Source organism: Blautia sp. MSJ-36 (assembly GCF_018917985.1).
Lineage (GTDB): Bacteria > Bacillota > Clostridia > Lachnospirales > Lachnospiraceae > Blautia_A.
The window spans coordinates 54,516-66,880 of record NZ_JAHLPQ010000012.1; the positions used below are offsets into that span (position 1 = coordinate 54,516).

At 46.0% G+C, this 12,365-nt stretch carries 15 protein-coding genes; 13 read left to right on the forward strand and 2 right to left on the reverse strand.

The window, feature by feature from the left end:
- Positions 1-33: 33 nt before the first annotated feature.
- Genes prmA through thiI form a run of 4 tightly spaced genes read left to right on the forward strand, consistent with a single transcriptional unit; the run spans position 34 to position 4,099 of the window.
- Positions 34-987: a 50S ribosomal protein L11 methyltransferase gene (gene prmA / locus KQI39_RS10115; RefSeq protein ID WP_216418195.1), complete on the forward strand. Its 954-nt coding sequence runs from the start codon at positions 34-36 to the stop codon at positions 985-987.
- Positions 988-991: 4 nt separating this feature from the next.
- The gene (locus KQI39_RS10120) at positions 992-1,735 is read left to right on the forward strand and encodes a 16S rRNA (uracil(1498)-N(3))-methyltransferase (RefSeq protein ID WP_195566907.1); all 744 of its coding nucleotides are present in this window, start codon (positions 992-994) and stop codon (positions 1,733-1,735) included.
- Positions 1,736-1,738: 3 nt separating this feature from the next.
- Entirely contained in the window at positions 1,739-2,893 is a 1,155-nt protein-coding gene (locus KQI39_RS10125) for a cysteine desulfurase family protein (RefSeq protein WP_021977656.1), read from the forward strand.
- A gap of 24 nt (positions 2,894-2,917) precedes the next feature.
- Entirely contained in the window at positions 2,918-4,099 is a 1,182-nt protein-coding gene (gene thiI, locus KQI39_RS10130) for a tRNA uracil 4-sulfurtransferase ThiI (RefSeq protein ID WP_021977655.1), read from the forward strand.
- A 166-nt stretch (positions 4,100-4,265) separates the two neighbouring features.
- Here thiI and KQI39_RS10135 read toward each other — a convergent pair whose 3' ends face one another.
- The gene (locus KQI39_RS10135; RefSeq protein ID WP_015527084.1) at positions 4,266-4,502 is read right to left on the reverse strand and encodes an HPr family phosphocarrier protein; all 237 of its coding nucleotides are present in this window, start codon (positions 4,500-4,502) and stop codon (positions 4,266-4,268) included.
- A 131-nt stretch (positions 4,503-4,633) separates the two neighbouring features.
- Here KQI39_RS10135 and mtaB point away from each other — a divergent pair, with 131 nt between their 5' ends.
- The 9 genes from mtaB (at position 4,634) to KQI39_RS10180 (ending at position 11,676) form a co-directional block, all read left to right on the forward strand.
- A complete protein-coding gene (gene mtaB, locus KQI39_RS10140; RefSeq protein WP_195566902.1) occupies positions 4,634-5,962 on the forward strand; it encodes a tRNA (N(6)-L-threonylcarbamoyladenosine(37)-C(2))-methylthiotransferase MtaB in 1,329 nt (442 codons plus the stop codon).
- 116 nt (positions 5,963-6,078) lie between these two features.
- Positions 6,079-6,351, forward strand: coding sequence for an IreB family regulatory phosphoprotein (locus tag KQI39_RS10145; RefSeq protein ID WP_015527087.1), 273 nt, complete (start codon positions 6,079-6,081; stop codon positions 6,349-6,351).
- Between the two features lies 1 nt (position 6,352).
- Entirely contained in the window at positions 6,353-6,805 is a 453-nt protein-coding gene (gene ruvX, locus KQI39_RS10150; protein WP_118062785.1) for a Holliday junction resolvase RuvX, read from the forward strand.
- 48 nt (positions 6,806-6,853) lie between these two features.
- Positions 6,854-7,123, forward strand: coding sequence for a DUF1292 domain-containing protein (locus KQI39_RS10155; protein WP_118062786.1), 270 nt, complete (start codon positions 6,854-6,856; stop codon positions 7,121-7,123).
- A complete protein-coding gene (locus tag KQI39_RS10160; RefSeq protein ID WP_420314377.1) occupies positions 7,105-9,042 on the forward strand; it encodes a ribonuclease J in 1,938 nt (645 codons plus the stop codon). Before KQI39_RS10155 ends, KQI39_RS10160 begins: the two co-directional genes overlap by 19 nt.
- Before the next feature lie 4 nt (positions 9,043-9,046).
- Positions 9,047-9,385, forward strand: coding sequence for a YlbF family regulator (locus tag KQI39_RS10165; RefSeq protein ID WP_216418197.1), 339 nt, complete (start codon positions 9,047-9,049; stop codon positions 9,383-9,385).
- 14 nt (positions 9,386-9,399) lie between these two features.
- Positions 9,400-9,804, forward strand: coding sequence for an endolytic transglycosylase MltG (locus KQI39_RS10170; protein WP_148447333.1), 405 nt, complete (start codon positions 9,400-9,402; stop codon positions 9,802-9,804).
- Positions 9,801-10,493 (forward strand): O-methyltransferase, encoded by a 693-nt coding sequence (locus KQI39_RS10175; RefSeq protein ID WP_173762406.1) that lies wholly within the window; start codon positions 9,801-9,803, stop codon positions 10,491-10,493. The genes KQI39_RS10170 and KQI39_RS10175 overlap by 4 nt, the downstream gene beginning before the upstream one ends.
- Positions 10,453-11,676, forward strand: a complete 1,224-nt coding sequence (locus KQI39_RS10180; RefSeq protein ID WP_021977647.1) for a peptidase U32 family protein — start codon at positions 10,453-10,455, stop codon at positions 11,674-11,676. Before KQI39_RS10175 ends, KQI39_RS10180 begins: the two co-directional genes overlap by 41 nt.
- 41 nt (positions 11,677-11,717) lie before the next feature.
- Here KQI39_RS10180 and sigK read toward each other — a convergent pair whose 3' ends face one another.
- The gene (gene sigK / locus KQI39_RS10185) at positions 11,718-12,347 is read right to left on the reverse strand and encodes an RNA polymerase sporulation sigma factor SigK (protein WP_216418199.1); all 630 of its coding nucleotides are present in this window, start codon (positions 12,345-12,347) and stop codon (positions 11,718-11,720) included.
- Between the last annotated feature and the right edge of the window lie 18 nt (positions 12,348-12,365).

The following is a 12,365-nucleotide window of genomic DNA, read 5'->3' on the forward strand; positions in this document are numbered from 1 at the left end:
AAATGTGTATACAGCATAAGGAGATATAGAAATATGAAATGGAACCGTTTTACACTTAAGACAAAAACAGAGGCAGAGGATATTGTGATCTGCACACTTGCCGAGGTGGGAATTGAAGGTGTGGAGATTCAGGATAAACAGCCGCTGACCGATGAGGACAAAGCGCAGATGTTCGTGGATATCATGCCGGAAGGACCGGCAGATGACGGCATCGCATATCTGAATTTCTATCTGGAAGAGGATGCAGATACAGAAGCCATTTTGAAAGATGTAAAAGAAGCACTGGAAGATTTAAGAAGCTTTGTGGATATCGGAGAAGCTACCATCACAGAATCCCAGACAGAGGATAAAGACTGGATCAACAACTGGAAACAGTATTTCCATCAGTTCTATGTGGATGATATCCTGATTGTACCGTCATGGGAAGAAGTGAAGGCAGAGGATAAGGACAAGATGATCCTTCACATTGATCCGGGAACAGCTTTTGGTACAGGAATGCACGAGACTACACAGCTTGTGATCCGCCAGCTGAAAAAATTTGTGAAACCGGGAATGGAGATTCTGGATGTGGGAACCGGAAGCGGAATCCTTGGAATCGTTGCACTGAAGCTTGGCGCAGGCCATGTGGTTGGTACAGACCTTGATCCATGTGCAGTTCCGGCAGTATCTGAGAATAAGGAAGCCAACCAGATCGAGGAGAAATCTTTTGACATGATGATCGGAAACATCATCGATGATAAAGAAGTTCAGGATCAGGTAGGATATGAGAAATATGATATCGTAACTGCAAATATCCTTGCAGATGTCCTGGTGCCGCTGACACCGGTGATTGTTGCTCAGATGAAAAAAGGTGCTTACTATATCACATCCGGTATTCTGGATGTGAAGGAGGATGTTGTAGTACAGGCTGTAAAAGACGCCGGACTGACTCTGGTAGAAGTTACCCATCAGGGCGAGTGGGTATCTGTGACAGCAAGAAAGGACTGATCTCATGCAGCGATTTTTTGTGGAACCTCATCAGATCGACGGGGAAAGACATGAGATCCACATCACAGGAAGTGATGTGAACCATATCGTGAACGTGCTCCGCATGAAAAAAGGCGAGGAGCTCTGGATCAGCGACAAGGAGAAAGAATATCACTGTGTGATCGAAAATGCCGGGGAGGATGAAGTGCTGCTCCACATCCTCTATGTCCAGGAGCCGGATTATGAGCTGAAAAACCGTATTTATCTCTTCCAGGGCCTGCCGAAAGCAGATAAGATGGAACTGATCATCCAGAAAGCAGTGGAACTTGGGGCGTATTCCGTAGTTCCGGTTTCAACCAGACGATGTGTGGTAAAACTGGATAACAAGAAAGCGGAGAAAAAAGTATCCCGCTGGCAGCAGATCGCGGAAAGCGCGGCAAAACAGTCCAAGCGCATGCTTGTTCCGGAAGTCCATTCCGTGATGACATTTAAGGAAGCCCTTGCTTACGCAAAAGAACTGGATGTTCTGCTGATCCCTTACGAACTTGCAAAAGGAATGAAAGAGACAAAGGAACTGATCCAGGCAATCGAACCGGGAAAAAGCATCGGTGTTTTTATCGGCCCGGAGGGTGGATTTGAAGAGCAGGAAGTGGCAGATGCCATGGAAGCCGGTGCGAAACCGATCACCCTGGGACACCGGATCTTACGGACAGAAACTGCGGGACTCGCAGTACTTTCTGTTCTGATGTTTCAACTGGAGGATGAATAAACTATGGAAGCATATTTTGACAATTCCGCGACAACGAGATGCTTCGATGAAGTAAAGGATATTGTCTGCAAAACCATGACAGGAGATTTCGGAAATCCTTCTGCCATGCATAAAAAGGGAATGGAAGCGGAGAATTACGTCCGCAAAAGCGCCCAAACCCTTGCAAAATTATTGAAAGTTAACGAAAAAGAGATTCTTTTTACCTCCGGTGGAACAGAATCAGATAATCTTGCCATTATCGGCGGCGTGGAAGCCAACAAGCGTATGGGAAACCATATCATTACAACGGCAGTGGAGCATGCGGCAGTGGCTCAGCCTTTTGCCTATCTGAAAGACCAGGGTTATGAGGTGACCATCCTTCCTGTGGATCATCAGGGAGTTGTGAAACTGGAAGCGCTGGAAGCAGCTCTGCGCCCGGATACGATCCTGGTGTCTGTGATGTACGTGAATAACGAAGTGGGAGCTGTGATGCCGGTAGAAGAGATCGGAAAGCTCGTCCACGAAAAAAGCCCGAAAGCGCTTTTCCATGTAGATGCCATCCAGGCTTTCGGAAAGTACCGTATCTATCCGAAAAAGCTGGGAATCGATCTTTTATCTGTAAGCAGCCATAAGATCCACGGACCAAAAGGCGTGGGCTTCCTCTACATCAACGAAAAAGTAAGAGTACAGCCACAGATCCTTGGAGGCGGACAGCAGAACGGCATGCGTTCCGGAACAGACAATGTACCGGGAATTGCAGGCCTTGGCGTTGCCGCAGAGATGGTATATACAGATTTTGATAAAAAAATACAGCACCTTTATGACCTGAAAGAACGGATGGCAGAGGGACTTTCAAAGCTTGGAGACATCACCATCAACGGAATGCCTTTAAGAGAAGGGGCACCGCACATCATGAGTGTGACTTTCCACGGGGTCCGAAGCGAAGTCCTGCTCCATACACTGGAAGAATTCGGAGTATATATTTCCGCAGGAAGTGCATGCTCCAGTCATAAGAGAAAACCAAGTGCAACACTGACAGCTATGGGACTTTCAAGAGCAGATGTGGAGAGTACCGTCCGCATCAGTTTCTGTGAGGAGAATACTTTCGAAGAAGTAGATTACTGCCTGGAAGCCCTGGGAAAAACCATCCCGATGTTACGCAGGTATGCACGTCGATAGAGAACACACAAGAAAGGAATTTTTATGTTAGTACATGCATTTTTGATCAAATATGCGGAAATCGCCCTGAAGGGAAAAAACCGCTACCGTTTTGAAGATGCTCTCGTACATCAGATGGAGATTGCGCTCTCCAAGATCGAGGGAGATTTTGAAGTAAAAAAAGAGCAGGGAAGAGTCTATGTATTCTGCCCGGAGAATTATGATTACGATGAGGCTGTAGACGCACTGCAGCACGTATTCGGTATCGTAGGTATCTGCCCGGTTATGATCTACGAAGAGCAGGGCTTTGAGAAACTTGCCGAAGACGTAGTAAGCTATATGAAACAGTGGCATCCGGACTTTAACGGAACCTTTAAGGTTTGGACACGCCGTGCAAAGAAATCCTATCCGATTAGCTCCATGGAAGTTAGCGCAGAGCTTGGCGGACGTATCCTGGATGCGTTCCCGGAGGCAAGTGTAGACGTTCATCATCCGGAATTGGATCTTTCTGTGGAGATCCGTGACAAGATCTATGTATATTCCCAGACCATTCCGGGCGCAGGCGGAATGCCTATCGGAACAAACGGAAAAGCCATGCTGCTTCTTTCTGGCGGAATCGACAGCCCGGTTGCCGGTTACATGATCGCAAAACGTGGCGTTAAGATCGATGCGGTATATTTCCATGCACCGCCTTACACCAGCGAGCGTGCAAAACAGAAGGTCGTGGATCTTGCCCGCCTGGTAGCCAAATACAGCGGACCGATCCGTCTCCATGTAGTTAATTTTACAGATATCCAGCTTTATATTTACGACCAGTGCCCACATGATGAGCTTACCATCATTATGAGAAGATACATGATGCGTATTGCCGAGCATTTTGCAAAAAAAGACCGCTGTCTCGGATTGATCACAGGTGAGAGTATCGGTCAGGTTGCAAGCCAGACATTACAGAGTCTTGCTTCCACAAACGAGGTCTGCACACTTCCGGTATATCGTCCGGTGATCGGTTTTGATAAAGAGGAGATTGTTCGGATTTCCAGAAAGATCGATACTTTTGAGACATCCATTCAGCCGTTTGAGGACTGCTGTACCATCTTTGTTGCAAAACATCCGGTAACCAAGCCGAATCTTAAGGTGATCCGCCGTTCCGAGCAGAAACTTTCTGAGAAGATCGATGAGCTGATGGAGACTGCTCTGAATACCACAGAGATCATTGAAATTCAGTGATTGTTTTTCTGTAAGAAAGAACAATCAGGGAACCCCGCTTTGGAGGTTCCCTGGGATTATCAAACGGTATCAGAAAAAGGGAGATCATTGAGATCAGAAAAATTCTGAAAACATGAAAAAAGAGGAACTGTATCCAATACAGTTCCTCTCAAATATACATCATAGATTAGTCGATTGTATATTTGGAAATAATCTGCATTACGTTATCCAGAGCAGCGCCGTCTGCGTGGATGTTGAGGTCGATCGGCTTGGAAAGATCCAGGCTGAAGATACCCATGATGGATTTTGCATCGATCACATATCTTCCGGATACTAAATCAAAATCGCAGTCGAATTTGCTGATCTCGTTTACGAATGCCTTCACCTTATCGATGGAGTTCAGTGAGATTTTAGCTGTTTTCATTATAATAACCTCCCTTGATAGATTTTTGTATTTACAGCTTTCATCTTACCTGTCGGCCCCAGAAAAGTCAAGGTAAAAAGAGATAAAAATTGTTTTAATAATTAGTTAAAGTGTAAAAAAAGTGAGGAAAAATGGGAAATAGAGTTGCATTACACAACCTGGGCTGCAAAGTAAATGCCTATGAAATTGAGGCCATGCAGCAGCTTCTGGAGGAGGCAGGATATGAGATTGTGCCTTTTGAGCCGGGAGCGGATATTTATGTAATCAATACCTGTACGGTAACGAATATTGCAGACAGAAAATCAAGACAGATGCTTCATAAAGCAAAAAAAATGAATCCGGAAGCAATCGTGGTAGCAACGGGATGTTATGTACAGACCGGTGGTGATAAGCTGGAAAAAGACGAAGCCATTGACCTTGTACTTGGAAATAACCAGAAGATCAATATTGTGGAAGCACTGGCAGAATATGCGGAAAATAAACCGGGACATGGCTCCCATGTGATTAAGATCAACCAGACAAAAGAGTATGAGGATCTTTCCATTGATCATACAGCAGAACATGTAAGGGCATACATCAAGGTTCAGGACGGATGTAATCAGTTCTGTACGTACTGTATTATTCCTTATGCGAGAGGCCGTGTCAGAAGCCGTAACATTGAAAGTGTGCTGAAGGAAGTCCATTCCCTTGCAGAAAAAGGGTATAAGGAAGTAGTTCTTACAGGAATTCATTTAAGTTCCTACGGCGTAGATTTTCCGGAGGAGAAAAAAGAGACACTGCTTTCCCTGATCCGCGCTGTACATGAGATCGAAGGAATTCAGCGTATCCGCCTGGGATCTCTGGAACCGGGAATTGTTACGAGAGAATTTGCCGAAGGGATTGCGGCACTGCCAAAAGTATGCCCGCATTTCCATCTTTCCCTGCAGAGTGGCTGTGATGAGACTCTGGAGAGGATGAACCGCAGATACAGAAGCGGAGAATACAGAGAACGGTGTGAACTTTTAAGAGAAGTATATGAAAATCCAGCACTGACTACGGATGTGATCGTAGGTTTTCCACAGGAATCCGAAGAAGAATTCCAGAAGTCCTATGATTTTGTGGATGGTATTCATTTTTATGAGACCCATATCTTTAAATATTCCAGGAGACAGGGCACAAAGGCAGCAGCCATGGACGGCCAGCTGACAGAGGCTGAAAAAGCCCGGCGCAGCGAAAAAATGATCGAGATGCATCACCGTCATGCAAAGGATTACGAAAGGTCCATGCTGGGAAAAGAACTGGAAGTTCTTATTGAAGAGGAATATACAAAAGATGGCCAGATCTGGTATCTGGGACACAGCCGTGAATATATAAAAACAGCGGTACCGAAATCCGAAAATTATGGCGTAAATGATATCGTAAGAGTAAAGGCAGAGAGTTTCCTTGAAGAGCATATCATGACCGGTGAAGTTGTAAAATAAAGCACGGAATCGTATGTTGACAGTTTGCATTCGCAATCCGCGTTAAATTTAAGATTGTAATTTATGTAAATTTATATTAAAATAAAAAAGAATATATTTTAAGGACGTGAGAGACAATGGCAGAAAATAATCTGGGAAATACACAGTATTTCAGAACAAAACCGGATCAGGAGCTTCAGGTAAAGGAAGTCCTGGATCTGGTGTACAATGCAATGGATGAGAAGGGATACAATCCGGTGAATCAGATCGTAGGATATATTATGTCCGGAGACCCGACTTATATCACAAGCCACAAGGGTGCGAGAAGCATGATCATGAAAGTGGAGCGTGATGAGCTGGTAGAGGAACTTCTTACCGAGTATATCAAGAACAAGTCCTGGGAACGGTAATATGAGAGTACTGGGACTGGATTATGGCTCGAAGACTGTGGGAGTTGCAGTAAGCGACCCTCTTGGTCTGACAGCCCAGGGCGTGGAAACGGTATGGCGCAAGCAGGAGAACAAGCTTCGCCGTACACTGGCACGTATTGAAGAAATTATTTCGGAGTATCAGGTTACGGAGATCGTTCTGGGATACCCGAAAAACATGAACAATACCGTAGGGGAGCGGGCCGAGAAATCTCTGGAATTTAAGGAAATGCTGGAGAAACGTACAGGCCTGCCTGTTATTATGTGGGATGAAAGACTGACTACCATGGCAGCGGACCGCACACTGGAAGAGACCGGCGTGCATAAGGAAGACCGTAAACAGTATCTGGATCAGGTAGCTGCAGTCTTTATTTTGCAGGGATATTTGGACTCTGTTGCACATAAGAAGGCGCAACAGGAAAGTGAGAAAGAATAAACCGGAAATACGGATATTTTCATAAGAACGGATAAGGAAGAATTAAATATGGAAAAAATAATATTTCAGTCAGACGACGGCACAACTGCTGAGTTTTACGTAGAGGAGCAGACCAACATTGCGGGTGTGACTTATCTTTTGGTGTCCGATTCACAGGATGAGGAAGCAGACGCATATATTTTGAAGGATATTTCTGCTCCGGGAAGCACGGAAGCTTGTTATGAGATGGTCGAGGATGAGGACGAGCTTCAGGCTGTTTACGCAGTTTTTCAGCAGATGCTGGATGACGTGAATTTTGAATGGAGGAGCGATTTTTGAAAAGCGAAAATAACGGTGACAACAGAAATGCGGAGAACAGAACAGTAAGTTCCGCAGGCGGCGCCAGAAAACAGGCACCAAGACAGAAGAACGCTGGATCAAGGACAAGACAGTATCGTGGCGGAAATAAGAACCGCCAGGATAAGCCGTTCCGCCCGACAGCGAAGAAAGCAGCCACAGGCGGTGCTGTAAAGAACAGCAGCAGAAACACACAGAGACCGGTTAAGAACAGCGGCAGACCATCCGGACGGAAAAACAGCCGCAGATCATCCTCGAAACTTAAAATCATACCACTTGGCGGTCTGGAACAGATCGGAATGAATATCACCGCTTTTGAGTATGAAGACAGCATTGTAGTTGTGGATTGCGGACTTTCTTTCCCTGAGGATGATATGCTGGGAATTGATCTTGTTATCCCGGATGTGACTTATCTTAAGGAAAACATTTCCAAAGTGAAGGGCTTTGTGATTACCCACGGACATGAGGACCATATTGGAGCTCTGCCTTATGTACTGAAGGAGATCAATGTTCCAATCTATGCTACCAAGCTGACGCTGGGACTGATCCGCAACAAACTGAAAGAACACAATCTTGTGCGTTCCACCAAGCTGAAAGAAGTAAAGCACGGACAGGTGATTAATCTTGGAGATTTTGCTGTGGAATTTATTAAGACCAACCACAGTATTCAGGATGCCTCAGCACTGGCCATTTACTCTCCGGTGGGAATTGTGGTACACACAGGAGACTTTAAAGTCGATTATACACCGGTATTCGGAGATGCCATCGATCTGCAGCGTTTTGCGGAGATTGGTAAGAAGGGCGTTCTTGCACTGATGTGTGAGAGTACCAATGCGGAGAGACCGGGATTTACCATGTCCGAGCGCACAGTGGGACATGTATTTGACAATCTTTTTAATGAGTACCGTACATCCAGAATCATCATTGCGACCTTTGCGTCCAATGTGGATCGTGTGCAGCAGATTATTAACACTGCATACCGTTTCGGAAGAAAAGTTGCAGTAGAAGGCCGCAGTATGGTCAATGTTATTTCGGTAGCATCCGAACTTGGATATCTGCAGATCCCTGAGAATACTCTGATCGAGATTGATCAGGTGAAGAATTATCCGGATGACAAGGTAGTTCTGATTACAACTGGAAGCCAGGGTGAGTCCATGGCGGCACTTTCCCGTATGGCAGCCAACATCCATAAGAAGATTACCATTAAGCCAAATGATACCATCATCTTCAGCTCCAATCCGATTCCCGGAAATGAAAAAGCAGTTTCCAAGGTTATCAATGAGCTGTCCATGAAGGGGGCCAAAGTTATTTTCCAGGATGTCCATGTTTCCGGACATGCCTGCCAGGAAGAGATCAAGCTGATCTACTCCCTTGTAAAACCGAAATATGCAATCCCGATCCATGGTGAGTACCGTCATCTGACTGCACAGAAACATATTGTGGAAGATCTTGGAATTCCGAAAGAGAATATCTTTATCCTTTCTTCCGGAAATGTACTGGAACTGGACGGACAGGATGCCAAGGTAACAGGAAGTGTTCACACAGGAGCGATCTTCGTAGACGGACTTGGTGTGGGCGATGTTGGAAATATTGTACTCCGTGACCGTCAGCATCTGTCAGAGGACGGAATTATGATTGTTGTTATGACACTGGAGCGCCACAGCAATGTGGTTCTTGCAGGACCGGACATTGTTTCCAGAGGTTTTGTATATGTAAGAGAATCCGAGGATCTTATGGAACATGCCAGACAGGTTGTGGAAACCGCACTGGATTCTTGCCTGGAAAACAATATCACAGACTGGGGCAAAATTAAGACAGAAGTCAAAGATGCACTTGGTGAATATCTGTGGAAACGCACCAAGAGAAGTCCGATGATTCTGCCGATCATTATGGAGGCATAAGAGGATGGACGAAATCAGCATGGACATTGAGAAACTTCTCGATGCTGTGCACAGAAGTGATGAATACCAGGAATATCAGAAACAGGCAGCCCAGCTTGAGAAAGATCCTGAGCTGAAGGCGAGGGTGATGAAATTCCGGGGAGATAATTTCAGACTTCAGAGTCAGGCAGACAAGGATGAGCTGTTCCAGATAGCGGAACAGCTCAACCGTGAATCTGCAAGTCTGAGACAGAACCTGAAAGTAAATGCCTATCTTGATGCCGAGCTTGCGCTGTGCAGACTGATGCAGCGAATCTGCAGAACACTGGTAGCCGGGATAGACATACAGATTCCTGACTTATAGGAGGAAGAAAGACTATGGCAGACACAAGAGAGAAGGCAGGCAGGGCCGGCGTTTTTCTGGCTGGAGGGGTGTTTAAAATCGCCTTATATATCTGCGTAATCGTATTTCTGATCTGGGTTGGAAAATCCGCATATCAGTTCGGATATAATGTGTTTAACCAGCAGGCTATGAGCCCGGGAGAGGGACAGCAGGTCACGGTGGTCATAAAGGAAGGTGCGTCCGCATATAAAGTGGGCAAGACACTGGAGCAGAAGGGCCTTATCAAAGATGCGCTTGCATTTACTGTGCAGGAAAGAATGTCCGCGTATCACGGACAGATTAAAGCCGGTACATACCTTCTCAGTACAGCATATACGCCAACGAGAATTCTGGCGGTGCTGTCAGGAGAGGAGAGCGAGGAAGGATCGAACAGCCAGTGATCGTAGAAGAACGCATGAAGACCTATATCAATTCTCTTGATATGGGGAACACTCCGTTTCTGCAGGAGTTGGAAGCAGAGGCACTTGCGGACCGGGTGCCGATTATCCGAAGAGATATGCAGAGTTTTATGAGGATGCTTCTGGCGGTAAAACAGCCGAAGCGCATTCTGGAGGTGGGGACTGCCGTAGGCTTCTCCACACTTCTTATGTGCGAATACGGCCCGGAAGATCTTAAGATTGTTACCATAGAAAATTACGAAAAAAGAATTCCTGTGGCAAAGGATAATTTCAGGCGTGCAGGAAGGGAATCCCAGATTACACTTCTGGAAGGAGATGCCGGTGAGATCCTGAAAACCCTTACCGGAACGTTTGACATGATCTTCATGGACGCGGCCAAAGGTCAGTATATCCACTGGCTTCCTGATGTGCTGCGGCTGATGAAAGAGGGAAGTGTTCTGGTATCCGACAACGTGCTGCAGGAGGGAGACATTATCGAATCTCATTATCTTGTGGAACGGCGAAACCGGACAATTTATAAAAGAATGAGAGAATATCTCTGGCAGCTGACCCACAGCCCGGTGCTACGTACATCGGTACTTCCTCTGGGAGACGGGGCGGCTGTAAGTGTGAAAACAGGAGAACAGGCTTATGAAACGACCAGAACTTTTAGTTCCGGCGAGCAGCCTTGAGGTTTTAAAGGTTGCCGTCATATATGGTGCAGACGCCGTTTATATCGGCGGAGAAGCCTTTGGACTTCGTGCAAAGGCTAAGAATTTTTCAAAAGAGGACATGCGTGAGGGTATTGCCTTTGCCCATGCACATGGTGTAAAAGTTTATGTGACAGTGAATATCCTGGCACATAACCGGGATCTTGAAGGCGTAAGAGAATATCTTCAGGAACTGAAGGAGATCGGACCGGATGCACTGATCATCGCAGATCCTGGAATCTTTATGTATGCAAAGGAGATCTGCCCGGAGATCGAGCGTCACATCAGCACCCAGGCGAACAATACCAACTATGAGACATACCGTTTCTGGTATAATCTTGGTGCCAAGCGTGTGGTAAGTGCAAGAGAACTTTCTCTGGAGGAAATCCGGGAAATCCGGGCACATATTCCGGATGATATGGAAATTGAGACGTTTATCCACGGAGCAATGTGTATTTCCTATTCCGGAAGATGCCTTCTCAGCAACTTTATGGCAGGAAGAGATGCCAATCAGGGAGCCTGTACCCATCCCTGCAGATGGAAATATTCTGTTGTGGAGGAGAAGCGCCCGGGAGAATACATGCCGGTATTTGAAAATGAGAGAGGAACTTTTATTTTCAATTCCAAGGATCTGTGCATGGTAGAACATATGGAAGACATCCTTACCAGCGGTATTGACAGCCTGAAGATCGAAGGACGTATGAAAACAGCTCTTTATGTAGCTACGGTAGCCAGAACCTACCGAAAAGCCATTGATGACTGTATGGAAAGCCCGGAAAAATATCATGCCAATATGCCGTGGTATCAGGAACAGATTTCAAACTGTACCTACCGTCAGTTTACAACTGGATTTTTCTATGGAAAACCAGATGAGAATACACAGATTTATGACAGCAATACCTATGTAAGAGAATATACTTACCTTGGATTTGCGGAAGAGATCGATGAGAGAGGCCTGGCAAGACTGACACAGAGAAACAAGTTCTCTGTTGGAGAAACCATCGAGATTATGAAACCGGATGGAAGAAACATTCCGGTTACAGTGGAAGCCATCTATAATGAAGAGGGTGAGTCCATGGAGAGTGCGCCACATGCACAGCAGAGAATTTACGTAAAACTGAACGAGACACCGGAGGTATTTGATATCCTTCGAAGAGGCGAATGAGGTAAATGATTTAGGGGAGAACGAAAAGAACGTTCTCCCCTTTAGTGATTTTTTGGGAAAAGAGTGCGGAGTTTTTGGAGTGCATTTTTTTCGATGCGGGATACGTAGGAGCGGCTGATAGAAAGTTCTCTGGCAATTTCACGCTGAGTCCGGGGTTCCTGGCCGTTCAGACCATAGCGGCAGCAGATGACATGGTATTCTTTTGGAGAAAGGATCTCGGCAATATGACGGAGAAGATGGAGAATGTTTTCCCGCTGAAAACAGTCTTCCACAACGTCAACAGGTGGACTTTCAATGATATCAAGGAGGCTGATTTCATTGCCTTCCCGGTCCGTACCAATAGGTTCATAGAGGGAAACTTCCCTGGAACGTTTTTTGCGGGCGCGCAGCATCATGAGAAGTTCATTGTCGATACAGCGTGCCGCATAGGTGGAAAGCTTGGAGGTACGGCAGGGGTCGAAGGTGGAAATTGCCTTGATCAGTCCGATGGTACCGATGGAGATCAGATCATCCGGATCCTCATCACAGCCTTGGTATTTTTTTGCAACATGGGCTACAAGACGAAGATTGTGCTCGATAAGAATATTTCTTGCCTCAGGATCGCCCCTTTGGAACTGCAGAAGATAAAACTGTTCTTCTGCGGCAGACAGCGGTTTCAGAAATGTTTTCAAAGGTTCACCTCAAAGGGG

What these genes read in the sequence shown, in the direction of transcription:
- prmA (WP_216418195.1), top strand. Translation starts at nt 34, where the DNA reads ATGAAATGGAACCGTTTTACACTTAAGACAAAAACAGAGGCAGAGGAT.
- KQI39_RS10120 (WP_195566907.1), top strand. Translation starts at nt 992, where the DNA reads ATGCAGCGATTTTTTGTGGAACCTCATCAGATCGACGGGGAAAGACAT.
- KQI39_RS10125 (WP_021977656.1), top strand. Translation starts at nt 1,739, where the DNA reads ATGGAAGCATATTTTGACAATTCCGCGACAACGAGATGCTTCGATGAA.
- thiI (WP_021977655.1), top strand. Translation starts at nt 2,918, where the DNA reads ATGTTAGTACATGCATTTTTGATCAAATATGCGGAAATCGCCCTGAAG.
- KQI39_RS10135 (WP_015527084.1), bottom strand. Translation starts at nt 4,502, where the DNA reads ATGAAAACAGCTAAAATCTCACTGAACTCCATCGATAAGGTGAAGGCA.
- mtaB (WP_195566902.1), top strand. Translation starts at nt 4,634, where the DNA reads ATGGGAAATAGAGTTGCATTACACAACCTGGGCTGCAAAGTAAATGCC.
- KQI39_RS10145 (WP_015527087.1), top strand. Translation starts at nt 6,079, where the DNA reads ATGGCAGAAAATAATCTGGGAAATACACAGTATTTCAGAACAAAACCG.
- ruvX (WP_118062785.1), top strand. Translation starts at nt 6,353, where the DNA reads ATGAGAGTACTGGGACTGGATTATGGCTCGAAGACTGTGGGAGTTGCA.
- KQI39_RS10155 (WP_118062786.1), top strand. Translation starts at nt 6,854, where the DNA reads ATGGAAAAAATAATATTTCAGTCAGACGACGGCACAACTGCTGAGTTT.
- KQI39_RS10160 (WP_420314377.1), top strand. Translation starts at nt 7,105, where the DNA reads ATGGAGGAGCGATTTTTGAAAAGCGAAAATAACGGTGACAACAGAAAT.
- KQI39_RS10165 (WP_216418197.1), top strand. Translation starts at nt 9,047, where the DNA reads ATGGACGAAATCAGCATGGACATTGAGAAACTTCTCGATGCTGTGCAC.
- KQI39_RS10170 (WP_148447333.1), top strand. Translation starts at nt 9,400, where the DNA reads ATGGCAGACACAAGAGAGAAGGCAGGCAGGGCCGGCGTTTTTCTGGCT.
- KQI39_RS10180 (WP_021977647.1), top strand. Translation starts at nt 10,453, where the DNA reads ATGAAACGACCAGAACTTTTAGTTCCGGCGAGCAGCCTTGAGGTTTTA.